Consider the following 24,930-nt stretch of genomic DNA (forward strand, 5'->3'; position numbering starts at 1 on the left):
GTTTATAAGACTGTGGCGATCGCCTGTTCGAGTTCAGGTTTCGATAGCTCAGTGACAATAAATACTTCCTGTACTGATTTTCCTTTGCGAGCAATCAGTTTAAAACCCCCTCTGAGGGGTACAGAAATTCGGAGTTTGAGTTTGGGAATATTGCCTTTTGCTCGACTGAGAGCACCGGGCGTAATCGTGCGAATACCGCGATAATCTACCAGCTTTTTTAAAATTGGAATCAAGCCATCAAGATGGGTTGAATGATTCCAGACTAAACGACCTGCTTCATCAGAATGGCTCATTTAAGCAGCCTCTAGGGGAGCCATCGTCAAACCTGCTCGCCGTAACTGTTGGTGATAAAGCTCTGCTGGTTCTTGGGGGCCGACCCAAACCGTTGCTTGTCCATCGAAATGCACCTGATTTGTTAAATCCCACGCGCGATCGCTCGTCATATTAGGGATATAGGTCATGATGCTTTCTGCCACGTGCTGAAACGTATTCACATCGTCATTTAAAACAATCACCTTAAAATTTGGGTAAGGTTTGCGAATTGTTTTACTGGCGCTTTCTGGAGTAATCGTCGGAGCCGTTGGCATGGGATATGTTGGTGATAATTAAAATAAAATAAATCTAAGATTACGTCGTTAAATCGCTTTCTCTACAAAGCTTTGAGCGATTTATATGATGGTAATGCTTAAGCAATATTCTAAAGAGCTACTTCTGAAATGACAAGGCAAGTCGCGGTTCTCGTCACAGGATCTCCAAATTGGGCGATCGCCGGAGCTAGAAAACGTTTTATAACTAATTTGGAATTTGGGGTTGCGTTTCTCAAAAAGCGATGCTAGATTGTATAACTGTGTTGAGTAACACAAACGGGTCGTTAGCTCAGCGGTAGAGCACTCGGCTTTTAACCGATCGGTCCAGAGTTCGAATCTCTGACGACCCATTTTTTTAGAGAATCCTGCAAAATTAAGTTTTTGCGGGTTTTTTGATTTTTAGGATAATGCTGAAGATAGTTGAGAATGTAGTCAGGTATGATGGCGTTGTCAAAATTTTGAATTACACTGACGGCTGAAAATATGGCTTGGCAACGTCCAGATAATCGCACCTTTGATCAACTTCGTCCTTTCAAGTTTGAGGTGGATTTTACAAAGTTTGCCAAAGCCTCTGTTCTGACATCCTGTGGCGATACAAAGGTTTTGTGCACGATTTCGGTTGAGGATCGGGTGCCACCCTTTTTGCGAGATAGCGGGCAGGGTTGGCTCACGGCAGAGTATCGGATGATGCCCGGTGCAACGCCTGAACGTCAGCGACGTGAATTCATGAAATTATCGGGACGTACTCAAGAAATTCAGCGGTTAATTGGCCGCAGTTTACGAGCCGCAGTGGATCTCAAAGCGCTTGGCGAAAGAACAATCACAGTTGATGCCGATGTGATGCAGGCTGATGGTGGAACGCGCACAACGTCGATTACTGGTGGTTTTGTCGGGGTGGCGATCGCCTGTGACCGTTTAGTAAAAGAAGGCATCTTAGAAAAGTCCCCAATTATTGCGCCAGTCGCTGCGATTTCTGTGGGTATTATCGAAGGAGAAGCGTTTCTCGACTTAAATTACCCCGAAGATTTTGCCGCAGATGTCGACTTTAATGTAGTGATGATTGACGGTAAAAATCTAATCGAAGTCCAAGGTACTGCTGAAGCTGGCAGTTATACTCGGGCTGAACTAAACAAGATTCTTGACGTTGCTGAAACAGGCATTCAAGAATTAACAGCTCTGCAAAACTTAGCGATTGATGGCTCTGAATAAAAGCGTTTGATTTTTAGACTTTTTTCAAACCCCAAAGAAAATAATGGTTGTTTTGTACTAAATTGAAAGTGTTAGCTATTTAGTACAAAGAAACTATGGAAAATAAAAACAATGAGCCTTCGCAAATTGGGCTGAGTTTAGTCTGTTCGGAAAAAGTCGTACTAAAGTTTCTTGGGATCCTATTCTTTTTGATTGCAGCTTTATTGCAACTTAACCACGGAGAAAAGATGGAAATTCCTACTTTTGAATTTCACGAGCAACACTCAAGGTTTTAATTTGCGTTATTTGATCATTTGCATTCAAATTTAAGAGGTTTTTTATGTCACGTGGTGGTTTCCGAGAAAAATCTGGTCGTAAACCCAAATGGGGGCCAGGGGAAAAAACCTGTAGAGTTCCTGTTCCACAGTCAATTCGCTATGCATTAGAGGATGCTATTGAGGAGTTATGGCATGGTGAAGGCCTACGTGGTCAAGCTCTAATTGATGCATTACTCTCTATTCGATTCCGTAAACTTCCCAAATACAACGCAGCAGTTTCTGCCGGTGGTAATCGAACATCTAGTGCTGGGGGAGAAGTGCGAGGAAGTGATTATGAAGAAGTTGATTTATTTGAAGAACTGATCACAAAACCCGAAAATATGATGATTCTTCCAGTTGTTGGGGATTCAATGATTGGTATTGGTATCTATCAAGATGATTGGTTGATTGTCGAGAAAATAGACCCTTTATTCGAAAGACCTAAGGAAGGAGATATTGTTATTGCCTCAATAAATGATGAGGATGTAGTGAAGCGATATCTGCGAGAAAATGGACAGATTGTATTAGCTTCCGAAAATCCGGACTATCCTCCTATTAAGTACTCTGAAGGCTCGATTTATATCTCAGGAATCGTCAAATCCGTTATTCGTCGTAACTTGTAAAATACCCTAGACTTTTAAGATCAACAAAGTTACGTTCACCGAAACAAGCCTTGATATATTTATACGAGTTCAAACTGTCCGTCATTTTGGGAAATAAACAATATGCTCGCGAAACGAATTTTGCCTTGCCTTGATGTCAATGCTGGACGGGTTGTTAAAGGTGTGAATTTCGTAGATCTCAAAGATGCAGGCGATCCTGTTGAGTTGGCGAAGGTTTATAACGATGCAGGCGCAGATGAATTAGTTTTTCTCGACATTACGGCGACCCACGAAGATCGCGGCACGATTATTGATGTCGTTTATCGGACTGCCGAACAGGTTTTTATTCCTTTGACCGTTGGTGGTGGTATCAGTAATACAGACCAAATCAAAAATCTCCTGCGGGCTGGTGCAGATAAAGTCAGTATAAATTCCTCTGCAGTGCGTAATCCTGATTTTATTAATGAGGCTGCTGATCGATTTGGAAATCAGTGCATTGTTGTGGCGATTGATGCGCGTCGTCGTGAAGACCCTGAAAATCCAGGTTGGGACGTTTATGTGCGGGGTGGTCGTGAAAATACAGGCATTGATGCGCTCGAATGGGCAAAAGAAATGGCGCAACGTGGCGCAGGTGAATTGCTCGTAACAAGTATGGATGCTGATGGCACTCAAGCTGGCTACGACCTCGAAATCACTCGGGCGATCGCCGATGCTGTGGAAATCCCTGTCATTGCGTCTGGTGGCGCAGGCAATACCCACCACATTTATGAAGCCCTCACCGATGGCAAAGCAGAAGCAGCCCTACTCGCTTCACTCTTGCACTACGGACAACTTACCGTTGCCGAAATCAAAACTTACTTACAACAACACAAAGTTCCAGTTCGCCCCAACCGCTAAATAATGGAGACTTCCTTAAATAAGTTTGTAAAAGAATATTTTTCTGCTAGCTGGGCTTGACAAAAAACAATGATTGTTCATTTCGAGGCAGTGTAGACATCGATTTCTCCGTAATCCTTAGGAATTAAGCAATACAGAATATCTTGGCAAATCTTAAGATACCCTGAACGATCCACCAAGATGTGGGGAAAGATGTACTAGAATAAACATCAATTAACAAAAATTAAAATATGCTGGTTCCGATTCTCATATTCAATGTCGCTCTTGTGGCGTGGTCGCTCCACCTCATGCAGCAAGCATTTGATCAACAGGAGTTCTCTCTAATGTTGGCTGGAACCCTAGTGGCAGCCGCAGCTGCGGGAATGATGGTTGTTTATTTCCTCATGAACCATTGCCTTAGTAAACTATTACTCACCTAGTTCTTCGCCCGACTAATTATTTCTGAATCAACTTTTCATGTCAGAAATTTTATTTTGATTATTTTTTAAGTGAATCCCTTGGGATATTGTTGCGAGGAGATTCCCTTCGTTCGAACGCAACAAAAAAATGTGGGTCTCTTTGATGAAAAGATCTCCACATTACCGGAATTTATTATGCGGCTAAACCTTGCAATATAGCCAGCTGAGAAAAAGAACTAAATTACTAGCGCTGGGCTTTTACTGAGGAAGTTTCGAGAGCTTCTACTAATTTGCGTACGGCTGCGACCATTGCCAAAGGATCGTTGAGCTTATTGATTGCAGAGCCAACACCGATACCCATTGCACCTGCGGCGATCGCCATAGGAGCCGTGACATCAGAGAGACCAGACGCACACATGACAGGCACATCAACTGCACGGGCGATCGCATGGGCTGCCGCAAGAGTAGGAGCCGCCTTTTCGATCAAGCCGAGCGTACCGGCACTGATGGGGTGACTCGCTTTACCACCTTCAGTTTGAATAATGTCAGCACCAGCAGTAACCAGAGCCTCTGCGAGAGCAACTTGCTCATCTAATGCCAAAATGTGAGGCACTGTGACAGACAGCGTGACGTTGGGAAGTAGAGCGCGAGTTTCTTTTGTAAGAGCTAGAACTTCTTCTGCTTCAAAGCGACGGCCTTCTTCATAGAACGCATCAAAATTACCGATTTCAACGAGATCCGCACCAGCATCAACCGCATCTTTTAAAACCTGAGCATCAACCGCAGATACACAAACAAGCAAAGAAATGGTTTCTTTTACTTGGCGAATTAATTCTGCATCCGCCGCAATATCCACAAACGTTGCACCACCCATCTCCGCCGCCTTCACCACAGCGAGAACATTGTCAGTGTCCAAATTTTTGAGACCACTAATTACTTTTAATGCCCGACGTTGAGCAAAGGCATTTTTTAGCATGACATCCATAAGATCTAAATATGTACTAAATATTTTGAGTCCTTTATAGTTTATCTCCCAATGTTCATAGCACTGTGTTCAAAGCGCTGACTTCAGTAAAATTAGTCCCATCAATAATTTAATTTGCAGAGTCTAACGAAAATAAGCCGATGACTGATATCGAACGTCCCCCAGAGCAATGCGATGAAACTTTAAAAAATTGTGTTGACAACTTAGGAATTTCACAAATTGATCGCCATGTGTTTATTTGTGCAGATCAAACCAAACCGAAATGTTGTGATAAAGCTGCCAGTATTGAGGCCTGGAACTACTTGAAAACACGTCTCAAGGAGTTGGAATTAGATCGTGTATCCACAGAATCTCCCCACATTTTCCGGACAAAGGCGAATTGTCTCAGGGTTTGTAATCAAGGCCCAGTTCTCGTGATCTACCCTGATGGGGTTTGGTATCGCAATGCTTCTCCGGCACTCATCGAACGGATTATTCAAGAACATCTGCTCGGCGATCGCCCTGTGAGAGAGTATGTCATTGCGGAATATCCCCTACCTCAACCCTAAAACTTTACAAAGTTGAAGAACAAACTTTGACACTTTTTTATATAGAGCACGAGATTTGGTTGCTAAGATTTGATTAACATTGCAGAACCCTTTCAAGTATGAGCGATTCCCTGAACCCCCAGACCACCAAGCTGCTTCTAATCGATGATGATCCAAATCTCATCCTTTTAGTGCAAGATTATCTCGAATTTCGGGGTTATCAAATTATGACTGCCAACAACGGTGCCGAAGGCCTAAAAGCGCTTGAAGAAGACGTTCCAGATCTCATTATTTGTGATGTCATGATGCCTGAAATGGATGGCTACTCTTTTATTCAAGAAGTCCGTAAAAATGCCAAGACCAGTTGGATTCCAGTTATTTTTCTCTCCGCAAAAAGTCAGATTCAAGACCGTATTCAAGGTTTGAACCAAGGAGCTGATGTATACCTTGTGAAACCTTTTGAGCCAGAAGAACTTGTTGCCCAGGTTGAGTCTTCTCTCAGTCAAGCCAAACGGATGTTGAGCTATTCCGGTAGTGGTAATAAATCTTCGATGCTCCAAGTTCCGAGCAATGTTGAGCTTACTCCCACTGAAACAAAGGTCGTCAGTTTCGTGTCTCAAGGATTGTCTAATCGGGAAATTTCCGAAAAGCTCAATGTCAGTCAACGCACCATTGAGAGTCATGTTTCAAACATGCTTAACAAGACTAATTTAAATAACCGTACAGAGCTTGCTAGATGGGCAATGGATAACGGATTAGTTTAGATACTTGACAAAACACGGTAAGGGTTTGCTATAGTTGTTTCCGGTGAAAACACCGAACGCCCACGTAGCTCAGTTGGTAGAGCAGCTGATTTGTAATCAGCCGGTCGCAGGTTCAAGTCCTGTTGTGGGCTTTTTTAGTGCCTAGAATAAAAGGCAGTGAAGTTCAGGTTTTATGACTTGATGGAGATAGATTAATGGCGGCAGAGATTATTTGTGTCGGCACAGAAATTTTGCTGGGCGATATTGTCAATAGCAACAGTCGTTTTTTGGCGCGAGAACTGGCGGAGCTAGGGATTCCGCATTTTTTTCAGTCGGTTGTTGGAGATAATATCCAGCGTATTCATTCTCTAATTGATATTGCGATCGCCCGTGAGTCTGAAATTTTAATTTTTACAGGTGGATTAGGGCCAACGCCAGATGATCTGACCACTGAGGCGATCGCCACTTATTTTGATACGGAGCTTATCGAGCAGCCAGAGATTGTTGCTGATATCGAGGCAAAATTTGCAAAGCGAGGTCGCACGATGGTGGACAGCAATCGCAGGCAGGCATTGCTTCCAAAGGGTGCAGATATCCTCCCCAACCCCATTGGCACTGCCCCCGGTATTATTTGGCAACCGCAGGCGAATCTCACAATTTTTACTTTTCCTGGCGTGCCCTACGAGATGCATCGAATGTGGCAGGATACGGCTGTTCCTTTTTTGAAATCTCAGGGTTGGGGACAGTCGATTATCCATAGCGAAATGATGCGGTTTCGTGGCATCGGTGAATCTACCCTCGCGAGCAAAGTACATCATTTATTTGAGCAAGAAAATCCGACTGTTGCTCCTTATGCTTCTAAAGGCGAAGTGAAATTACGGGTGTCGGCAAAAGCAGATTCGGTTGAAACCGCCAAGCAGCTAATTGCACCTGTGGTAGACGAAATCAAGGCGATCGCCGGGCTACATTACTTTGGCTCCGATGACGATAGTTTGGCCAGTGTATTAGGTGAGTTGTTAGGCGATCGCCAACAAACATTGAGTGTTGCCGAATCCTGTACCGCTGGTGGACTCGGGGCAATGATCACCAGTATTTCTGGAGCTTCCAGCTATTTTATGGGTGGAGTAATCTCCTATCAAAACCGCATTAAACAAGATTTATTAGGTGTAAAAGCTGAAGACATTGAAACTGTTGGGGCAGTGAGTGAAACCGTCGCTGAACAAATGGCATTAGGCGCGAAAAAATATCTGCAAACAGATTGGGCGATCGCCATCAGCGGTATAGCGGGTCCAAAAAGTGATGATACCGACAAGCCAGTAGGCATGGTCTGTATTGCTTGGGCAGACCCCAAGGCACAAGTCACCAGCAAAACCTTTTACTATGGCGAAAATAGGGCGCGAGATCTAATTCGATATCTAAGTGCCTGTGATGCCCTTGATGGCCTGCGCCGTCAATTATTGACAACCCAAAATTAAGCAATATAAAGAAAAACTAAAAACTTCAAATAACAGCACAAAACGATACGTAAATGGCGGTTATCCCTCACTCTGCATCCCTCGCTCCTAAAAAGTTGTGCTATTCTTAATATATCTATAAAGACAACGTGCTCTGAAAGACTTTAATCTGTGATTAGATAGACGTCGGAGTACATAGTGATAACAGGAGTTTTCTTTTAGATGGGTTATATCGAAAAAGTTCTAGAAAAACTCAAAGAGTGGGCTGATAAAGTCATTGAAACTCTTCTTGGTCCTATTGCAGAACCCGAGCCTGAGTTGATTCCCATTCCTGTAAATGATCGCCACCGCCGTCGTCATTACTAAGTTTCGTCTTTGAGACAAACTTTGGAAAGTAAGTTTTCTAAATGTAGGTTGGGGATTAGTTGGTGCAGTTTAAAATACTTGCAATTCATGGTCCCAACCTAAATATGTTAGGGATCAGAGAGCCAGACATATATGGTTCCTTGAGCCTTGATCAAATAAATCAACAGCTCCTTGCAGAAGCTGAAAACCTTGGTATTGTGTTGGATACATTCCAATCAAATCATGAAGGGGAGTTGGTTGATTGTATTCAGCAGTCTTTTGGAAAGGTTCAAGGAATACTGATTAATCCTGCAGCCTATACCCATACGAGTGTGGCTCTACGTGACGCTATTAGTGCTGTTGGAATACCCACGGTGGAAGTTCACCTGAGTAACATCCACAAACGTGAAGCATTTCGCCATCACTCGTATATCGCGCCTATTGCTATTGGGCAGATTTGTGGTTTTGGCAAAGATAGTTATTTGTTGGGTTTAAGAGCATTAGTGACTCACCTTCAAGCACAGGAAAGGATGGAATATAGTAAATAATGGCGGGATTGCAGCGTCGGACATTGATTCTTTTAGTTATTGCAGCTGTTTGTGGTGGGTTTGCACTTGCCTTTGGTCATTTTTTGTCGCCATCTGTTACTGAGTCAGTTGATTTTCCACCTTTGCTCAGTGTTGCGGAGATGCAATTAATTGGTTTTACGATTTTTGTACAAGGTGAGACTCTCGATTTTGAGCGGCAAAGTGTTTCTTCTGATGCTACTTGGCGGATGACTACACCTCAGTCGGCTCCTGTTAGTCGAATTAAAGTTCAGCAGCTCATCAGCTTACTCACGAATCATCAATCTGGGAAATCTTTTGCTGTCCAAGCAGAAAATCTTGCGGAATATGGTTTAGACAATCCTTTTGCCTCAGTGGTTTTAAGGTTTAATAATGGCTCGGTGCACAATTTAGCTTTTGGCCATAGCAATTATGATCAATCTAAGGTTTATGTCCGTGTAGATGGAAACCTAGAGGTGCGTGTCTTATCCTTGACATTCCTAGAGGCTATAGATCGTCAATTGCATGAGTGGTTAGAGCCTGAGACGATCGCCGAAATTTTGAGTTAAGTGGATTGTTCCCTGAGGGAATTCGACATCGCACAGCCACTATTGTATGTTTAACGTTTTTGCAGCTAGTACAGTCAAATGGTTAAAATCGCAGTCGTTGATTACGATATGGGGAATCTCCACTCTGCCTGTAAAGGATTAGAGAATGCTGGAGCGACCACCATTGTTACTGATCAAGCAGATGTTCTTCTAGGAGCGGATGCTGTTTTATTACCCGGTGTTGGTGCTTTTGACCCTGCGATGCAACATATTCGCGATCGCCACCTCGAAGAACCTATCCATCAAGCCGTTCAGAGTGGTAAGCCATTTTTAGGGATTTGCTTGGGACTGCAAATTTTGTTTGAAGCTTCAGAAGAAGGTACGGAAAAAGGTTTAGGTGTGATTCCCGGTAAAGTGAAGCGTTTTCAGCCAGAAGTTGGCATCACGATTCCCCATATGGGATGGAATCAACTTGAGGTTGTGCAAAAGGATTTGCCACTTTGGCAAGATTTAGCGATTGATCCGTATGTTTATTTTGTGCACTCGTTTTATGTGCAACCTAGCAATTCAGAGGTTAATGCCGCGACAGTAACCCACGGCTCCCAAACCGTAACTGCGGCGATCGCCAAAGATAATCTTATGGCAATGCAGTTTCACCCCGAAAAGTCTTCTGATATCGGTCTGAAAATTTTGGCAAACTTTGTTGATTGGGTAAAAAAAAGCGCTTAAAGCAGCAGACTCAATCTGCCCCTTAACGACACAAGACGAATTCCTTACACCTCATATTTCCTTGGCTATGGCTCAGATCAAACTCATGCACGCGAAATTGCATCATTTACGGGTCACAGAGGCAAAGCTGGAATATGTTGGCAGTATCACGATTGATCGCACCCTAATTGAGCAGGTGGGAATTTTACCGTTGGAAGAAGTCCACATCTGGAATCTCGAAAATGGTAATCGTTTAACAACTTACGTATTGCCAGGTGATGCGGGAAGTGGAGTGGTTTGTCTGAATGGAGCAGCAGCTCATCTTTGTGAACTGGGCGATCGCCTCATTGTTGCAGCCTATGAAATGAAAGACCGAGCCGAAGTTTTAGAGAATGGTCATTGTGCAAAGGTTATTATTGCCGATGAACAGAATGGCTGTGAAACCTTTTTTGAGCAACGCTTAGAGCGTGATGGTGGGATTGGCATGAATTTGACAGTGACAGATCAGGATTCGGTTGAGCCAATGATGACGATTCCCCCGCTATCCGCCGTGTAGTCTCCTGAAATTAAGTGTATAGTCTTCTGAAATTAAGATAGATCAGCGAATACCGAATAATTTCAGGGCAAAATCACCTGCTTTTCGAGATCTAATTAGATAATGTAGACGGACTTTTAGGCGATCGCCTTTTTTCTAACTGTATGATCTTGCTCCTCATCCGAGTTTTACTGTGGCTCGCGGCTGGCTACATCATTTACTGGCTATTCCTAAAATTCATTCCCAAAAGTTTATTTGCAGCTTTTGGTGGTGCTGTGCTGCTCAGCCTGATGATTTTGGCATTTTATGATCCTGCCCAAAAGATTCCAGAGCCAGTATGGCAATTTTTTATTTTCCCGTTTAAGCCCCTCAGTTTAGCCCTTTGTTTATTATTGGCAGCCTTAATCAGTATTTTTCGTAAATCGGAAGAGAAGCTTTTAAAAATTTGGTTGTCCTTTGCCTTTGCGCTGCTGCTGCTATTTAGTACGCCAATTGTGAGTCAGCAGATCGTCAAATTTTACGAAAATGGTAGTGCTGTCGCCGCAAAAGAAGATTTAAATAAGCAGGTGCGCGCCATAATTCTCCTTGGACAAAATACGACGCGTATTAATTTACCTGGTGGTGGTGATATTCAGTTGACAGATCGCGGCGATCGCCTCCTCTATACCGCCCAACTTTATCGAGAGCAAGCTCGTAATAACCCCAGTGTCATTGTGAGTGCAGGCGTCAGAGAAAATCTTTCTGGTGAAGAAAAACTGCGACTGGAAACCCAAAGTATCGAAACCTTTCTCGAACGGCAAGGCGTACCCGAAGCTGCGATTATTCAAGATCCGAGAAGTCCAAATATTCATACTAGTGCTGTCAATAGTTTGAAAATATTGCAAGAGCGAGAATTACAGCCACAGGAAGTGATGCTGGTGACTTCGGCAATCAATATGGGCCGTAGCTATTTAACGTTTAAAAAGTTAGAAATGAATGTCATTCCCAGGCCAACAAATTTTTATGGCATAGCAGGTGATAACGAGGATTTAAAACCAAAATTTCAACCAACAGACTTGATTCCGTCTATCAATGCGCTAACTGTAACGACAAAAGTATTTGAGGATTTATTTGGCACAATCTACTATTTCTTGCGGGGTTGGATCAGTTTAGACTTCGGTTTTTATACGGGGTGATTTCCTTGCCTCTCCTACAAAAACTGGGATTTCGCGGTAGGATAAAACCTGTTTCATAAAAGTGCTATTTATATTTTAAATAAAGATTATGCTAAGACGGATTTTGTCGCGCCTTGTGGCACTTGCCCTAGTCGTTGTGGTTAGTTTTGGAGGTCTCACGGCTTGTGGTGGCGAATCTGCTACTGGTCTAACTGGCAAGTATGTTGATGACACATTATTGGTGGTTGAGAATTTGACTGCGGCGATCGAACTCCCTGCTGATGCGGAGAATCGCGGTGAAGTTCAGGCAGAGGCTCGCCAACAGATGAATGAATATATGTCCCGCTATCGTCGTGATAGTAAGGTTTCTGGACTCCGCTCTTTTACCACAATGCAAACTGCTCTTAATGCACTTGCTGGTTATTACAGTTCCTATGGCAATCGTCCTATTTCGAAAAAGCTCAAGACTCGTTTAGACAAAGAGTTTAAGAGTGTCAATATTGCAGTTAAGCGTGGTATCTAGGTGATCGCCCTAATTGTTTACTAAATAAATTACTAACAATTTCAGATTGAGAAATTTCAGTAATTAAGCGACGACCTTTCAGTGAAAACTGAGAGGTTTTTTTATTGCATTGCCCTAGGGAAAATGGCAGAAATCCAAGTAAAATTCAGGGAAATTTGGTTTACGGGAGACAGGCCATGATTTATTTAGATTCGGCGATCGCCACCGAAGCATCACAAGCCATGTCATGGGGATGGGTCAATGGTATTACAACCAATCCGACCTTACTTGCAAAAAGCGACACTGACCCTGCAACAACCCTAAAAACTTTGGCTAGCATCACCGATGGCGAATTGTACTATCAGCTCGTCAGCCAAACCGAAGACGACATGATCCGCGAAGCTCACAAAGCAAAAGATTTAATTGGCGACAAACTTGTGCTTAAAATTCCAGCGACATTTACTGGATTTGCCGCGCTCCCAAAACTTTCATCAGAAATAAGCTGTTCCGTTACAGCGATTTATCATCCAACCCAAGCTTTGATTGCGGCTGAGGGAGGCGCAAAATATGCGATTGCCTATGTTAACCGAGCGACAAGATTACAAGGAGATGGCTGTAGTCTCGTGAGTGAAATGAAAGCAATATTGACTGGGAGTAACACGACAATTTTGGCGGCGAGTCTCAAATCCCCTGCTGAAATTGGTGCTGCTATGCTTGCTGGTGCCGATCACATCACAATTCCTTTTGCATTACTTCAAGCCATAACGACCCACAGCCTTTCAGAACAAACCATTAAAGACTTTACTGCCTCTGGCAAAGGGATAATCTAAGCCGTTCATAGGAGTCTTGACTATACTGGAGTAAGTATTTACAAAACTTTACTTGAATCGTCGTTAATGAGTTTTTTGAAAAAGCTAGACAAGATCGAATTATTTGGGCAGCGGGTCACACCAGAATTGTTTGCAATTTTGACGGTGTATTTTGTCCAGGGCATTCTCAATTTATCTCGCCTTGCTGTTAGTTTTTTCCTCAAAGATGACCTCAATTTAACCCCAGCAAAGGTTGCTGCCCTCACTGGTTTAGCCGCTTTCCCTTGGGTGATCAAGCCTTTATTCGGATTTTTGTCGGACGGGTTTCCCTTATTTGGTTACCGCCGTAGATCCTACTTGGTTATTTCAGGATTAATGGGCTGCTTTGCATGGTTTGCCATGGCCACTTTTGTGGATAAAGCTTGGCTTGCAGCGGCAATGATTGTATTGAGTTCATTGTCTGTGGCAATTAGTGATGTCATTGTGGACTCGGTTGTTGTGGAGCGCGCACGGGAAGAATCCCTGGATCGAGTTGGTTCGCTGCAATCATTAACTTGGGCATTTTCCGCCGTGGGTAGTCTCGTTACTGCTTATTTGAGTGGCTGGTTATTGGAGCAATTTAGTACGCGTGTGGTCTTTGGGATTACGGCTTGTTTTCCACTCATCGTATCGGCGATCGCCCTATTGATTGTGGAGCAGCCTTGCCCATCGGCATCTATTAAAGCCACGACCTCAAATATTGGCGGCCAGATCAAAATTTTATGGAATACGATGCGCCAAAAGGCCATTCTATTACCGACAGCGTTTGTCTTTTTGTGGCAAGCAACTCCTAGTGCCGACTCTGCATTTTTCTTTTTCGCGACGAATGAACTGGAGTTTAACCCCGAATTTTTAGGGCGTGTCCGTCTTGTTACAAGCATTGCTGCCCTTGTTGGTATTGGTGTCTATCAGAAATATCTTAAGCAAGTTTCCTTCCGCAATATTTTGGGTTGGAGTACTATCATTTCGTGTGTTTTGGGCTTCACTACTTTAATTTTGGTGACCCACGCGAACCGTTCCCTTGGCATTGATGATCGCTGGTTTAGTCTGGGCGATAATTTGGTGCTGACCATGACAGGTCAAATTGCGTTTATGCCTGTCCTTGTTCTTTCGGCACGGCTTTGTCCGGAAGGAGTAGAGGCAACAATGTTTGCCCTTTTGATGTCAATTTGGAATCTTGCGGGTTTGCTGTCCCATGAATTGGGTGGCTTGCTCACGGCATGGCTCGGAGTGACAGAAACGAATTTTGAGCATATGTGGCTGCTCGTCACAATCACTAACTTAACGACGCTATTACCGTTGATTTTCGTGAAATGGTTGCCTGCTGGTGACCCCCAAGCAGATTTGCCTCGGCATTCTCAGCCAGCAGAATTGTATGAGCGTCGCACAAATATTACGGGAACAGAAGCAGCTTTATTACCAACAGTTGAACCTGATTTAATTGGTAGTCAGTCAAAAAACTAATAATTTTCATCATCTTGGATGAATTTCTTCTAGCTTGAGGAGTTGGGCGATCGCCTAGCTCTAAACCAAAGATCATGACGCTATCACTCTATGAAAAGAGGATAAATAAATATTCGGGGTTCTAAAAAAATCTTGTTTGCTTATCTCTGAGAGCTTTGTATATCAATGCTTTCGGGATATATCCTCAATGTCTCTTTATTGGTTGAGCTGACATTAATATGGATGCTAGCGTTATTGATTTGAGTAAGTTCTAAAGGTAAATCGATATTTCATTTATTGAAAATAGCCCACTAAAATCAGCAATTTAGTACAAACTTTCGTCAGTTCATACGTTTTTATCAAATTTCATGGCATGATTAATCTAGTACCGATGTTCTGAGTTTTATCTTAGGCGATCGCCACGGCAAGAGATCATGGAAAAACTTACAAAAGCCCAAAAAGAATTACACGATTGGTTAGTCCAATATATTCGCGACAACCAGCATTCTCCGTCGATCCGAGAGATGATGGCTGCAATGAAACTCAAATCCCCCGCTCCGATTCAGAGTCGTCTCGAGCGTCTACGGAAGAAAAAATATATTGACTGGATTGATGGACAAGCACGCACGATCAAGATTTTGTACCCACCTCAAAATAAAGGCGTTCAGATCCTGGGTAGTATTGCAGCGGGTGGTTTAGTCGAACCTTTCACTGATGATCAATCTGATCAGTTGACGTTAGCCGGTTTAGATAACCCCAATTGCTACGCTCTTCGGGTGACGGGCGATAGTATGATCGAAGATTTTATTGCGGAAGGCGATTTCGCAATTATGGAAAAAGTTCTAGAGCCGGAACGAGTGAAAAACGGCGCCATTGTGGCGGCAAGGGTAGATGGCTATGGTACGACCCTCAAGCATTTTCACCGCGAAGAAGACTGTATTTTGCTGAAGCCTGCAAATTCTAATTATCAACCGATCAAAACAAACCCGACAGATGTGCAGATACAGGGTGTTTTGATCGGTGTGTGGCGAAATTACGGCTAGGGTGTGTCCTCAATTAAGCAAGATGACAGAAGCGGCAAGATAAATTGCCCCTAGGAAATTTCTTGCTGTCCTGTCATAACGAGTGGCTTTCCCACGATATTACTTCAAGTTTGGCAAAGAAGTTTTCGATTAAATGGCGAGCTTTTGTAAACCTCTTGGTCATAAGGGTAAGGCGGTTTCCGCTTTTTCGTGGAAGGAATGACCACCTCGCAATGCTTCTTTGCCAATCCGAACTCACGTTAACAAAGGAGAAGTTGCAAGCATATCCTTCACGCCTAATGCTCCAATAAGAGAACCATTCTTTTCTTTTTTGCTCGGTTTTGGGCTGTAGGCGCACTTTCATTTCTCTGAACGTGCCTTCCGCCTTACCATCGCTAAGTTCACACCCGATTCATCGATAACAATAAAGTCTTTTGCCGTAATCTTTTTCACTTTCTGCCAACAGTCAACCCTGGCTTGTTGCACTCGTGTTATAGCCTTACGGTCTGGATAAAGTTTTTTTTGAGACTGTCTCTCATCCTTCGCAAGGGTTGACTACCATCTCCTCTTTCATAGGCATCCATGATTTTTTGTCTCAAGTCTAATAAGTAAGCTTTCGGCAAGGCTATCTTCTCCTTTTGGTAACTCAATATATTTCTATTTCTTTATACTCTACTAGACCGAAATTTGCTGTATACTGCCATAAAATTATTCATTTAAAACTCTCAAAAATATAATTTTCATTGAAGTGATATTGTTTTTTCTGATTTTATAGAAGCCTCTATTTTTATAAAGAATTCTTGTGTTTTTTTGATAACCACCTAAACCGAGAAGCCAAACTATTACGAATATCCAGTGAATTATTATCGATGGATAAATACAGCCACTTTTCAAATAAATAAAACTACAGGCGATCGCCAAAAATGTTGCTGAGAGAAGAAAAACAAAATCACTAAATGTTTCTCTCGCATTTTTTACGAAAAGAAAGGCATTCAGTGGATGATAAACAATAAATAAGATTAAACTTATACTCCCAGAAATTAATTGATTTGTAAGGGATGCCAATTCAACTTTATGGGGTAATAGCAATCCACGAAAAAAGATCTCTTCTGCTATGGCAGGAAAAAACAAAGTCGTTAGAATCATTCCACAAACAAGCATCTTAGGAATTTGAGGGAACTCAACCTTTAGGAATTTCAGCTTAAAACCCAGAGGGATAGTGATAAAAGCAAGAATAAATAGAAGTATCACAACCCATATCCAGTCATTGATTTTTGGTAGAGTCAAACAAGAATTAATTAGACGAGATTTGATCAAAAATCCTATTTCTTTCAATGAATTTGTCATTAATCTTTGGAATTAGATTGGGTAAGTTGGAATCGTAGACCTTTGATTTTAGAGATTGCCACCATCAATAAAGATGTCATTAAGAGGAGATATTTAAGAGTTTAAGAATAGATGTTTGAGAGGTCATTTCTAGAAGATCGAATTAAGATGCAGAAGACGAGTTTTTCGACGATCAAGATATGGCTTTTTCTGAAACATCGATAGGTATTGTCGGAACAGGTTCTGTTGGCGCAAGTGTAGCCATTTCTCTGTTGACATCCGGCGTTACGAGAAAATTATTACTTCATGATAAAAACACCAGCCGCGCTCTCGGCGAAGCAATGGATTTAGCTCATGGCTCTTCGTTTTATCCCACCGCAACGGTGCAGCAGGTGGAGACTTTATCAGAGCTCCAAAAAACTGATGCCGTCATCATTACAGCAGGACGCAATGGCTCTCCAACAGAATCACGCCTCGATTTACTCCGGGACAATGCGGCAATTATGCGGGCGATCGCCTCAGAATTTGTGGATTATAAAGGCATCATCATTATTGTCAGTAATCCTGTGGATGTTCTGACTTATGTCTTTCAACAAGCTTCTGGCCTACCGATAACTAGAGTTCTTGGCACAGGCACTATGCTCGATACAGCACGACTTCGGAACATTTTAGGGCGTGAATTAAACATTGAACCTCGCTCAATTCATGCCCAGGTAGCTGGAGAACATGGTGACTCGGAGGTTGTTCTCTGGTCTAGTGCGACTCTTGGTGGCACAGACCTCAGAAGTTGGCCTGATTGGACGACAGAAAAAGAGGAACATGTTGCAACTGAGGTGCGCACCGCGGCCTACGAAATTATTCAGAGAAAAGGTGTCACTAATCACGCTATCGGCTTAGTCACTGCAACTTTGGTGAAATGGATTCTCCGGGGCGATCGCCGCATTTTGACCGTATCTAGAGTCCAAAACGGTATGTTTGGCTATCGAGACTTAGCTATTTCTCTGCCCACAATTGTCAGTATTAATGGTGCTGAAACCGTTCTTGAGCCAGCCGTTGACCCTACCGAAAAAGCAGCCCTCGACCACTCCGCTGACGTGATCAAACAGGCGATCGCCTCCCTCACCCCTTAGACCTCACCAATCCAATCAAAAATTTGGTTGACGAAGCTAGAAAGAAAAACTATTATTGATGATTGTGTCTGCAATATCCTGCTCGGATCAGGTGACACATAAAATGTAATTCCTCAGATTTGCAAAAACGAAGAATTACTACCTGTACGGCAACCTATACAAAATAATATTCAAATGAGTTACGCAATTATTGAGACTGGCGGTAAGCAAATCCGCGTCGAACCCGGTCGCTTCTACGATATCGAGAAGATTGACGTTGAAGTTGATGGCAACTACACCATTGATAAAGTTCTCCTCGTGAGCGACGACAATGGCGTTACTGTTGGTCAACCTTTCATCGACGGCGCAACAGTTGAAGGCACAGTTGTTGATCAACGCCGCGCGAAGAAAGTAATCGTTTACAAGATGCTTCCCAAGAAAAAGACTCGTAAGAAGCGTGGTCATCGTCAGTACTACACTCGCTTCATGATCGACTCGATCAAAGTAGGTGGCACAGTCGTTGCAGAAAAGCCCGCAGAAGCTTAATTTCTAACCGTTTTTCTTACAACTAACCGTTAAAATTATTTTTACGACGTTCAGAATTTAGGAGAATTAACCATGGCACATAAGAAAGGTACGGGTAGTACTCGTAATGGTCGTGACTCACGCGCCCAACGCCTCGGCGTAAAACGTTATGGCGGCGAAGCTGTCACTACTGGCTGCATCATCATCCGTCAGCGTGGCACTAAAGTTCACCCCGGTAACAATGTTGGTCGCGGTAACGACGACACTCTCTTCGCACTCATCGATGGTGTTGTGAAGTTTGAACACTACAAGCGTGGTCGTCGCAAAGTCAGTGTTTACCCCGCTGATGCTACTGCATAAGTTTTATCTGGTTTTAAAACAATTTGAATGGTTGGGGAAATAATCCTCGCCGTCTATACTAGGAAAGCTCAAAATTTTGGGCTTTCTTTTTTTATTTTCTAGTTAGATTTTTTATCCAATACTTGGGAGATCTGGAGCATGAGTTTAGTTGGCGCAATTCCACTCGATAAGGTTCGTTTTAATGAACAAGGGCTTGTGCCGGCGATCGCCCAAGATTATCTCGACGGTACGGTATTAATGATGGCGTGGATGAATAAAGAATCTCTAACGAAGACTATGGAAACCGGCCAAGGCTGGTATTGGAGCCGTTCCCGCCAAGAACTTTGGCACAAGGGCGCAACCTCCGGTCATTTCCAAAATGTCAAAGCACTCCGTTATGACTGCGATAGCGACGCTATTCTAATGACAATTGAGCAAGTTGGAGATATCGCTTGCCATAAAGGAAGACGTAGTTGTTTCCACCAAATAGGCTCTGATGAATCTGCGCCCTCTGCCGATACTCTTTCTGAAGTCTTTAATGTGATCCGTGATCGCCGCGACAATCCGCAGGAAGGTTCATACACAAATAGTCTTTTGGCTGCCGGCGACAACAAGATTCTCAAGAAGATCGGTGAGGAAGCTGCCGAAGTCGTGATGGCTTGCAAAGATGATGAGAAAGATGAGATTGCAGGAGAAGTAGCAGATCTCTTCTATCACTCACTTGTGGCGATCGCCCACCATAACGTTGACTTGCGAGATGTCTATAAAAAGCTAGACAGCCGTCGTCGTTAGAGAGAAATGGCGATCGCTTAGTTAATTTATAACTAGCAAATCATCTGTCTGGAATAAATGAAAGAACTGTTTCTGATTCCATATTGTGTGGGTCAACATACGCCAAAATTAATATCCCTGCATCTGTTACCAACTTAAAATAAGACAACTCGAATATACGAGAATGAGAGGTTAAATCATTCCATGTTTCGCCTACACATTTGGCTGATATGATCTTTGCTCCACTTAGATTCCAGCGAGCAGCATAGTCAATGAGGTGATGCTCCTCATAATCATAGAAAGCGCTCTCTTTGGGCATTTTTTCCCAAAAGCCAATACCTGCATCAAGGAATATCCGATGCCATTGGGGATCGCCTACTACATTCAAAAAAAGCATTTCGATGAAGTCTTCAGAATCCGCATTAGTAGCCCCTAAAATTTCAGTGACATGCTGCCCTTGCAAAGATTCAAGGTTAAAAGTAGGAGCATTTTTGATTCTGGGCATCGAGTTGGATACTTATCTCTACTACTTTTAGAACAGGTAATTTACGTTGAAATAAAGGCCATCATCCTGCCAATTATCGCCTCGGTCATCAAGATCGACGAGGGGAAGTGCATAGTCAAAACGCACAGTAAAACCCTTTTCGATTTGCCACCAAGCCCCTAAACCAAGCCCTGCTAAAAACTGCTGATCAGGTAATGTATTGGGGTTATTCTCGCTGTTCCAGACTGTACCCATATCAAAAAATGGTGCCAACTGGAAAACAGCATCTCCTGATTCATCACGAGCTAGGGTAATGCGATCTTCGACAGAGAAGCGGAAACCATTATCCGCAGAACGGGCATTCTGACGGAACCCTCGCAGAGATTGTCCACCACCAATCACAAATTGCTGGGAAGGCAATAACGTATCAGGCGTCAGTTGCAGATCGGCTTGAACCACTAAAAGATTATTGGGGTTGAGTAATTTCACTCGTTGAATTTGGCCGAGCCAGCTCCAAAAATGACCATCGGGAATTGGTTCGTCATTGGTTGTTGCGTCAAATAATCCCGTACCAATACTGAATTGTGAGCGCAGTGACCAGGCACCGGCAGGTTGGCGTTTAATAAAGTCTTGAGAAAATTTGATTACGCTTGTGGTGCTTTTACCATCCTCTGTTCCAACATTAAAACCAAATAATTCATCACCGAGGAACGTCAAACCATCTTGGTATGTGAAAGCCAGACCAAGGGCAAATTCTTCGCGAGGAGTGCGAACAAGAGGCTGACGGTAAGAGAGTTCATAGCGTTCTGATTCGCCACGAATATCGAGTACATCGAAAGGCTCTTGGATAACTTTGTTGCTGCTAAGGACACCACGCAAGGTAATGGTGCCGTCTTTGGCATTGATCGGACGAGTGTAATTAACATCGAGGCTCTCAGCACCACCGCGAGTTGTGCGAATATAGCCAACGCCAATGCGATCGCCTGCCCCTGTGAGATTTTGCTGGATATAGTCGGCCGTAATCCGCTCTGAACCAACACTCGCAGGCGAAAAATTATCGACACCAATATTGAGAGAGACGGTGTTTGCTTCGGTGACGATGATGTCTAGGTCACTTTCACCAACCCCGTCACCAGCTTTAAGAGTTGCTTCGATATTATCGATAATCGGGTTGAGCTTCAGGAGTCGGAGCTGATCCTCTAGATTCCCTGTGTTTAAAGGCTGCTTGGCCCCGAGGCGCAAACGACTGAGTAGATAACTATCATTGACGTGCTCATTGCCCTGTAGGGTGATGGCGTCAACTTTACCTTCAATCACCCGCAGCTCGATGGTATCAGTATTCAAAGAGTCTTCTACAATGACGGCCCTAGAGGTGATGTAACCTTCCTCTAGATAAAGCTGGGTAATTCGGTCAGCAGCGCGATTAAGTTGTTCAAGACTAATATTTGTCCCCGTAAGCTCTGCCAAAATTGGAGCAAAATCTTCTTCCCCAAAAACAGTGCTCCCAGTGATCTGAACCTGCCCAGTGACATTACGATCGTCGCTAGTGGTTGGTGTGGATGTCGGAGTCGATGATGGTGTCGCTGTTTCCGGTGTGTCGATCGTTTGAGTTGGTGTGGTTTCGTCGGGGAGTGGCTGAACTTCTGGTAGGGGTTCGGTATTAGAATTTGGCCTTTGGGTAAGGATGAGAGGTTGGGCGATCGCCGCAGTTTCTTGTTCTTGCGCTGGAGTTTTTAGGTTTAAAACAAGGGAAGTATCATCTTGATTTTGCTGAATTGCATCCAACTCTTCTGGCGCAATACTCAACTCAGAAAGGTTGGATAAATCTGAGTCAGATTTTGTAGCGATCGCCGTGGATTCCTGTTTTGATATTTCAGCTTTTAAATCAACGGAATTATTCTCTAGATTGTTCGTAGCCTCTTCAAATTCACTGACTTCTACTGGTTGATTCGCTGGCTCAATATTCCCTGAAAATTCTGGTTGAAGTTGGATTGCTGCTTCTGGGGCGATCGCCACCGCTAACGGCAAACTCGCAGGTACATCTTTAGCCTGAGTTTGGCTGGAAGGCAACTCTACTTCAAGTTGTTGAGATGATGCGACTTGTTCAAGCTTTGACTGGAGATTAGGAACTGTCTGATCCTGTTCTGCCACTAACGTTTCTGAGACGATAGCCTGAGCTGTTTGCCCATTCGTCACTCCCGTCGCTGTTAAGAGTATTACTCCAACTAACAGACGCTTTAAAGCCAGAGAACAGGTTTGAGAACGACGAAGAAGAAAACGCCAAATCATAATCGTATCGTTGGGAAACAGGTTAAAAGGTCAGACAAATTCACCTACAAGTTAACCACAACTTTTTAGCAACGTAGCAAAAAGGAATGAAAGTTAATTGCGTGATGTTTTGCTTGAAATTGATCCAATCATTCAAACTTATGGCAAGGATTTCAGGGTAATTCAGAAATGAGGTTGCGTATTTTTACGGGGATGACTAATTCAAAAGGAGTTTTGATTTATTGAGTTCAGCTGTTGTTGTCATGTAATCGCAGTAATATCGCCAAAATCTTGTCAAAATTGTTACCAAAGTCGGAAATTTTGCGGTCTTTGCTGTAAGAAGGATGCAGGAGTCGCCAACAAGATTTGGTGCTCACAAATAAAGTTGTTGCAAGCTGGTATCGGCTGCTGAGGTTTGAGTCATGTTGAAGGGTTTGGTCATTTTCGATATCGATGGTGTGGTGCGCGATGTCAGCAAGTCTTACCGACGGGCGATCGCCGATACCGTAGAGCATTACACCAAAGGAGAATATCGTCCCTCAATGGCAGAAATTGACAGCTTGAAAGCCGAGGGTTTTTGGAATAATGACTGGAAAGCGTCGCAGGAATTTATTAAACGCTGGGATGAGGAGATCGCCGTTGACTATGACGAATTGGTAAATTTCTTTCAACTCAAGTATCGCGGCAACAATTTTGATGGCTACATCACAGAAGAACCATTGTTGATGAATATGACCTACCTTGATGGGTTATCTGACAATAATTTTGGATGGGGCTTTTTTAGTGGCGCAATGCGAGGTTCCGCCGAATTTATCTTGAAAAAACGCCTCGGGTTAACAGAGCCTGTTTTGGTGGCGATGGAGGATGCGCCCGAAAAACCTGACCCCACTGGATTGTTTCAGGCGATCGCCCAGCTCGAATCCCCAGAGAATGAAGGTTTGCCCGTTGCCTATGTCGGAGACACGGCAGCAGATATGAAAGTGATTGGGAAGGCTGCGGAGCAACAACCCACGAGACAATGGTGTGCGATTGGTGTGATTCCTCCCCACGCCCGGACAGGTGATGATAAGGAATATCTTTACGCTTCGAACTTACAGGATGTCGGTGCGGATATTGTCTTGCCGAGCGTTACTGAGATCACGCCACAGATTCTTAGTGCATTGCTATAAATTCTTCTTTCAAAATGCTTCGACGTTATAGCCATGCATCCTGAAAGGGTTGATAAAAATGTTTTTCCGTTGTTGTTGCTCCTTGAATGCCAACAATGGCACTGGCGAAGGTTTGGGCGCGTTTTAGGGTTCTTGCAAGAGGCCAATTGGAAAGAATACCCAACAGAAAAATGCTACAAAAGGCATCTCCAGCGCCCACGGTATCTACAACCTGTGTTGATTGGTCTGGCGCAACAGTGAGGCGATCGCCACCAAGTTCAAAAAGTGTTGCACCAGCAGCCCCTTCAGTCAGCAAAATATATTGCAGATCATATTCATTGAAAAGAAAATCAAGTTGGCGATCGCGATCTACTAAGTTTGGGACAAGGGCTGGCAACTCTTCGTTATTTAATTTGAGCCAAGTTGAATCTTGCAAAAAAGGTTGAAGATTTTCGATTTGCCACCATGGATCTCGAAAATTCACATCACAAAAAATTGTTCGCTGAGATCTGTTTTTGAGCTCAATTAAACTCCGCTTTGAAACATCATTCCGAATTGCAAGAGAGCCATGATATAGCAATGCTGAATCAGAAAAATTTGGAAAAAGATTCACATTAATATGGTCATAGGCTTTGGGATGCTCAATACTGTAGCTTGGCTGACCATTTTTGAGGCTAACAGTAACAATTCCAGTGCCAAGATTAGGGTCGATTTGTACACCTTCAGTGGTCATTCCCCAATCCTGCATCGCTTGTAAAATCAGCTCTCCCTCTCGATCGTTACCAACACGAGAAATAAAGAGAGGCTTTTGACTGAAAGCCTGTAGATGCCAAGCCACGTTGAAAGGCGCTCCTCCTAACACTTGATTGCCATCAGGAAAACAATCCCAAAGCACTTCTCCAAAGATGATGCTGGATTGATATTTCATAAACTACTTTTTCTCTACTTCTGCTCTCTACTTTTATAGACAAATAATAATTTTGAGGGCAAGGGTGTATCGCAATAATCAATATTAATTAAAGCTCAACTATCACTAAAGATTGTAGGGCTAGTCATATCTGTTTGAGGAGAGCTGGGTTTTGTGTCAGGGCGATCGCCTCCCAAGCGACAGAGGTGGCATCTACCCCTTCCGTATAACCGAAATTATTCCTAAATAACGTGAGTTCGGGATAAGGAATCAAGGTTCTAATCAAGTTTTAGAGAAGGTTTCTTGGGCTGATGACAGTAGGCAATTAGACCGCAAAGCAAGTTGACACAAAAGTTCGCTGGACTGCGATGGCGGGAATACTCAATCTGAGAAATATTCTTCAGTTGGTCAATAACGGTATCAATTAAAGCTCGCTTACGAGCAAACACTTTGTCACGCCAAAGCATCAAGTGATTCTTCATATTGCGACGAGGCTTAGCTAGAAGCATCACATCATATTCTTCTTGTAAATACTGTGCCAGAGGTTGAGAGACGTAACCTTTATCGGCAAAGACTTTTCCCGATAACCCTTTCAAAAGCTCCACTACCGGTTTTCTATCATCGGTGTTGCCGGGTGTGACCTTCACATTGAGTAATTCTCCACGGTTATTGATAACCAGATGTAGTTTGAAGCCAAATGATCTC

At 43.3% G+C, this 24,930-nt stretch carries 31 protein-coding genes, 2 tRNA genes and 2 pseudogenes; 24 read left to right on the top strand and 11 right to left on the bottom strand.

What is annotated here, in order from left to right:
* Positions 1 to 2 precede the first annotated feature (2 nt).
* Positions 3 to 293, bottom strand: a complete 291-nt coding sequence (locus LEPTO7376_RS13305; protein ID WP_015134692.1) for a DUF2103 domain-containing protein — start codon at positions 291 to 293, stop codon at positions 3 to 5.
* A complete protein-coding gene (gene clpS / locus LEPTO7376_RS13310) occupies positions 294 to 587 on the bottom strand; it encodes an ATP-dependent Clp protease adapter ClpS (RefSeq protein WP_015134693.1) in 294 nt (97 codons plus the stop codon). It lies immediately after the preceding gene.
* Positions 588 to 865: 278 nt separating this feature from the next.
* Here clpS and LEPTO7376_RS13315 point away from each other — a divergent pair.
* From LEPTO7376_RS13315 to LEPTO7376_RS13340, 5 genes are all read left to right on the top strand, one after another.
* A tRNA-Lys gene (locus LEPTO7376_RS13315) sits at positions 866 to 937 on the top strand.
* Between the two features lie 133 nt (positions 938 to 1,070).
* On the top strand, positions 1,071 to 1,796 hold the full coding sequence (gene rph / locus LEPTO7376_RS13320) for a ribonuclease PH (protein WP_015134694.1): 726 nt from the start codon (positions 1,071 to 1,073) through the stop codon (positions 1,794 to 1,796).
* Positions 1,797 to 2,115: 319 nt separating this feature from the next.
* Complete coding sequence (locus LEPTO7376_RS23605; protein ID WP_015134696.1) at positions 2,116 to 2,715, top strand: LexA family transcriptional regulator; 600 nt, start codon at positions 2,116 to 2,118, stop codon at positions 2,713 to 2,715.
* Between the two features lie 102 nt (positions 2,716 to 2,817).
* Positions 2,818 to 3,591, top strand: coding sequence for an imidazole glycerol phosphate synthase subunit HisF (gene hisF, locus LEPTO7376_RS13335; RefSeq protein ID WP_015134697.1), 774 nt, complete (start codon positions 2,818 to 2,820; stop codon positions 3,589 to 3,591).
* Between the two features lie 230 nt (positions 3,592 to 3,821).
* A complete protein-coding gene (locus LEPTO7376_RS13340; RefSeq protein ID WP_015134698.1) occupies positions 3,822 to 4,010 on the top strand; it encodes a hypothetical protein in 189 nt (62 codons plus the stop codon).
* A gap of 223 nt (positions 4,011 to 4,233) precedes the next feature.
* On the opposite strand, the gene LEPTO7376_RS13345 is transcribed toward LEPTO7376_RS13340, so the two are convergent.
* Complete coding sequence (locus LEPTO7376_RS13345) at positions 4,234 to 4,974, bottom strand: DUF561 domain-containing protein (RefSeq protein ID WP_015134699.1); 741 nt, start codon at positions 4,972 to 4,974, stop codon at positions 4,234 to 4,236.
* 140 nt (positions 4,975 to 5,114) lie between these two features.
* Here LEPTO7376_RS13345 and LEPTO7376_RS13350 point away from each other — a divergent pair, with 140 nt between their 5' ends.
* The 14 genes from LEPTO7376_RS13350 (at position 5,115) to lexA (ending at position 15,369) form a co-directional block, all read left to right on the top strand.
* A complete protein-coding gene (locus LEPTO7376_RS13350) occupies positions 5,115 to 5,522 on the top strand; it encodes a ferredoxin (protein ID WP_015134700.1) in 408 nt (135 codons plus the stop codon).
* A gap of 98 nt (positions 5,523 to 5,620) precedes the next feature.
* On the top strand, positions 5,621 to 6,265 hold the full coding sequence (locus LEPTO7376_RS13355) for a response regulator transcription factor (protein WP_015134701.1): 645 nt from the start codon (positions 5,621 to 5,623) through the stop codon (positions 6,263 to 6,265).
* 58 nt (positions 6,266 to 6,323) lie between these two features.
* Positions 6,324 to 6,396, top strand: a tRNA-Thr gene (locus LEPTO7376_RS13360).
* 63 nt (positions 6,397 to 6,459) lie between these two features.
* Positions 6,460 to 7,719 carry a competence/damage-inducible protein A gene (locus LEPTO7376_RS13365; RefSeq protein WP_015134702.1) on the top strand — a complete coding sequence of 420 codons (1,260 nt, stop codon included), beginning with the start codon at positions 6,460 to 6,462 and terminating at the stop codon, positions 7,717 to 7,719.
* Positions 7,720 to 7,920: 201 nt separating this feature from the next.
* A complete protein-coding gene (locus LEPTO7376_RS26810; protein ID WP_015134703.1) occupies positions 7,921 to 8,064 on the top strand; it encodes a hypothetical protein in 144 nt (47 codons plus the stop codon).
* 62 nt (positions 8,065 to 8,126) lie between these two features.
* A complete protein-coding gene (aroQ, locus tag LEPTO7376_RS13370) occupies positions 8,127 to 8,591 on the top strand; it encodes a type II 3-dehydroquinate dehydratase (RefSeq protein ID WP_015134704.1) in 465 nt (154 codons plus the stop codon).
* Complete coding sequence (locus LEPTO7376_RS13375) at positions 8,591 to 9,157, top strand: DUF4340 domain-containing protein (protein WP_015134705.1); 567 nt, start codon at positions 8,591 to 8,593, stop codon at positions 9,155 to 9,157. Before aroQ ends, LEPTO7376_RS13375 begins: the two co-directional genes overlap by 1 nt.
* A 78-nt stretch (positions 9,158 to 9,235) precedes the next feature.
* Complete coding sequence (gene hisH, locus LEPTO7376_RS13380; protein ID WP_015134706.1) at positions 9,236 to 9,865, top strand: imidazole glycerol phosphate synthase subunit HisH; 630 nt, start codon at positions 9,236 to 9,238, stop codon at positions 9,863 to 9,865.
* 67 nt (positions 9,866 to 9,932) lie between these two features.
* Complete coding sequence (gene panD, locus LEPTO7376_RS13385; protein WP_015134707.1) at positions 9,933 to 10,400, top strand: aspartate 1-decarboxylase; 468 nt, start codon at positions 9,933 to 9,935, stop codon at positions 10,398 to 10,400.
* 149 nt (positions 10,401 to 10,549) lie between these two features.
* Complete coding sequence (locus LEPTO7376_RS13390; protein ID WP_216700242.1) at positions 10,550 to 11,554, top strand: YdcF family protein; 1,005 nt, start codon at positions 10,550 to 10,552, stop codon at positions 11,552 to 11,554.
* A gap of 88 nt (positions 11,555 to 11,642) precedes the next feature.
* Positions 11,643 to 12,056, top strand: a complete 414-nt coding sequence (gene psb27, locus LEPTO7376_RS13395; protein WP_015134709.1) for a photosystem II protein Psb27 — start codon at positions 11,643 to 11,645, stop codon at positions 12,054 to 12,056.
* A gap of 176 nt (positions 12,057 to 12,232) precedes the next feature.
* A complete protein-coding gene (locus LEPTO7376_RS13400; protein WP_015134710.1) occupies positions 12,233 to 12,865 on the top strand; it encodes a transaldolase family protein in 633 nt (210 codons plus the stop codon).
* Positions 12,866 to 12,931: 66 nt separating this feature from the next.
* A complete protein-coding gene (locus LEPTO7376_RS13405) occupies positions 12,932 to 14,347 on the top strand; it encodes a folate/biopterin family MFS transporter (RefSeq protein WP_015134711.1) in 1,416 nt (471 codons plus the stop codon).
* A gap of 413 nt (positions 14,348 to 14,760) precedes the next feature.
* Positions 14,761 to 15,369 carry a transcriptional repressor LexA gene (gene lexA / locus LEPTO7376_RS13410; protein WP_015134712.1) on the top strand — a complete coding sequence of 203 codons (609 nt, stop codon included), beginning with the start codon at positions 14,761 to 14,763 and terminating at the stop codon, positions 15,367 to 15,369.
* A 9-nt stretch (positions 15,370 to 15,378) separates the two neighbouring features.
* Here lexA and LEPTO7376_RS26815 read toward each other — a convergent pair.
* From LEPTO7376_RS26815 to LEPTO7376_RS13415, 3 genes and pseudogenes are all read right to left on the bottom strand, one after another.
* Positions 15,379 to 15,596 (bottom strand): annotated as a pseudogene (locus LEPTO7376_RS26815) (transposase); the annotation flags it as partial.
* 112 nt (positions 15,597 to 15,708) lie between these two features.
* Positions 15,709 to 15,834, bottom strand: a complete 126-nt coding sequence (locus LEPTO7376_RS28405; RefSeq protein ID WP_264308896.1) for a hypothetical protein — start codon at positions 15,832 to 15,834, stop codon at positions 15,709 to 15,711.
* Positions 15,835 to 16,056: 222 nt separating this feature from the next.
* Positions 16,057 to 16,695 (bottom strand): type II CAAX prenyl endopeptidase Rce1 family protein, encoded by a 639-nt coding sequence (locus LEPTO7376_RS13415; RefSeq protein ID WP_015134713.1) that lies wholly within the window; start codon positions 16,693 to 16,695, stop codon positions 16,057 to 16,059.
* A gap of 179 nt (positions 16,696 to 16,874) precedes the next feature.
* Between LEPTO7376_RS13415 and LEPTO7376_RS13420 the strand changes: the two genes are divergently transcribed.
* The 4 genes from LEPTO7376_RS13420 to hisIE all read left to right on the top strand — a co-directional run bounded on the left by LEPTO7376_RS13420 (position 16,875) and on the right by hisIE (position 19,439).
* A complete protein-coding gene (locus LEPTO7376_RS13420; RefSeq protein WP_015134714.1) occupies positions 16,875 to 17,804 on the top strand; it encodes an L-lactate dehydrogenase in 930 nt (309 codons plus the stop codon).
* A 174-nt stretch (positions 17,805 to 17,978) separates the two neighbouring features.
* On the top strand, positions 17,979 to 18,329 hold the full coding sequence (gene rplU / locus LEPTO7376_RS13425) for a 50S ribosomal protein L21 (RefSeq protein WP_015134715.1): 351 nt from the start codon (positions 17,979 to 17,981) through the stop codon (positions 18,327 to 18,329).
* A gap of 72 nt (positions 18,330 to 18,401) precedes the next feature.
* Positions 18,402 to 18,668, top strand: a complete 267-nt coding sequence (gene rpmA / locus LEPTO7376_RS13430) for a 50S ribosomal protein L27 (protein ID WP_015134716.1) — start codon at positions 18,402 to 18,404, stop codon at positions 18,666 to 18,668.
* A 138-nt stretch (positions 18,669 to 18,806) separates the two neighbouring features.
* Positions 18,807 to 19,439 carry a bifunctional phosphoribosyl-AMP cyclohydrolase/phosphoribosyl-ATP diphosphatase HisIE gene (gene hisIE / locus LEPTO7376_RS13435; RefSeq protein ID WP_015134717.1) on the top strand — a complete coding sequence of 211 codons (633 nt, stop codon included), beginning with the start codon at positions 18,807 to 18,809 and terminating at the stop codon, positions 19,437 to 19,439.
* 40 nt (positions 19,440 to 19,479) lie between these two features.
* Here the strand turns inward: hisIE and LEPTO7376_RS13440 are convergent, their stop codons facing one another.
* Both LEPTO7376_RS13440 and LEPTO7376_RS13445 read right to left on the bottom strand, forming a co-directional pair.
* Entirely contained in the window at positions 19,480 to 19,923 is a 444-nt protein-coding gene (locus LEPTO7376_RS13440; protein ID WP_015134718.1) for a hypothetical protein, read from the bottom strand.
* A 27-nt stretch (positions 19,924 to 19,950) separates the two neighbouring features.
* A complete protein-coding gene (locus LEPTO7376_RS13445) occupies positions 19,951 to 22,191 on the bottom strand; it encodes a ShlB/FhaC/HecB family hemolysin secretion/activation protein (RefSeq protein WP_015134719.1) in 2,241 nt (746 codons plus the stop codon).
* Positions 22,192 to 22,592: 401 nt separating this feature from the next.
* Here LEPTO7376_RS13445 and LEPTO7376_RS13450 point away from each other — a divergent pair, with 401 nt between their 5' ends.
* Positions 22,593 to 23,339, top strand: a complete 747-nt coding sequence (locus tag LEPTO7376_RS13450; protein ID WP_015134720.1) for a TIGR01548 family HAD-type hydrolase — start codon at positions 22,593 to 22,595, stop codon at positions 23,337 to 23,339.
* Positions 23,340 to 23,364: 25 nt separating this feature from the next.
* Here the strand turns inward: LEPTO7376_RS13450 and LEPTO7376_RS13455 are convergent, their stop codons facing one another.
* The 3 genes and pseudogenes from LEPTO7376_RS13455 to LEPTO7376_RS13460 form a co-directional block, all read right to left on the bottom strand.
* Entirely contained in the window at positions 23,365 to 24,246 is an 882-nt protein-coding gene (locus LEPTO7376_RS13455) for a carbohydrate kinase (RefSeq protein ID WP_015134721.1), read from the bottom strand.
* 124 nt (positions 24,247 to 24,370) lie between these two features.
* Complete coding sequence (locus LEPTO7376_RS26455) at positions 24,371 to 24,511, bottom strand: hypothetical protein (protein ID WP_160148457.1); 141 nt, start codon at positions 24,509 to 24,511, stop codon at positions 24,371 to 24,373.
* Positions 24,504 to 24,923: pseudogene (locus tag LEPTO7376_RS13460) on the bottom strand (IS982 family transposase); the annotation flags it as partial. The gene LEPTO7376_RS26455 and the pseudogene LEPTO7376_RS13460, both read right to left, overlap by 8 nt.
* Between the last annotated feature and the right edge of the window lie 7 nt (positions 24,924 to 24,930).

Origin of the sequence: [Leptolyngbya] sp. PCC 7376, from assembly GCF_000316605.1 — a bacterium.
Taxonomy (GTDB): Bacteria; Cyanobacteriota; Cyanobacteriia; order Cyanobacteriales; family MRBY01; genus MRBY01.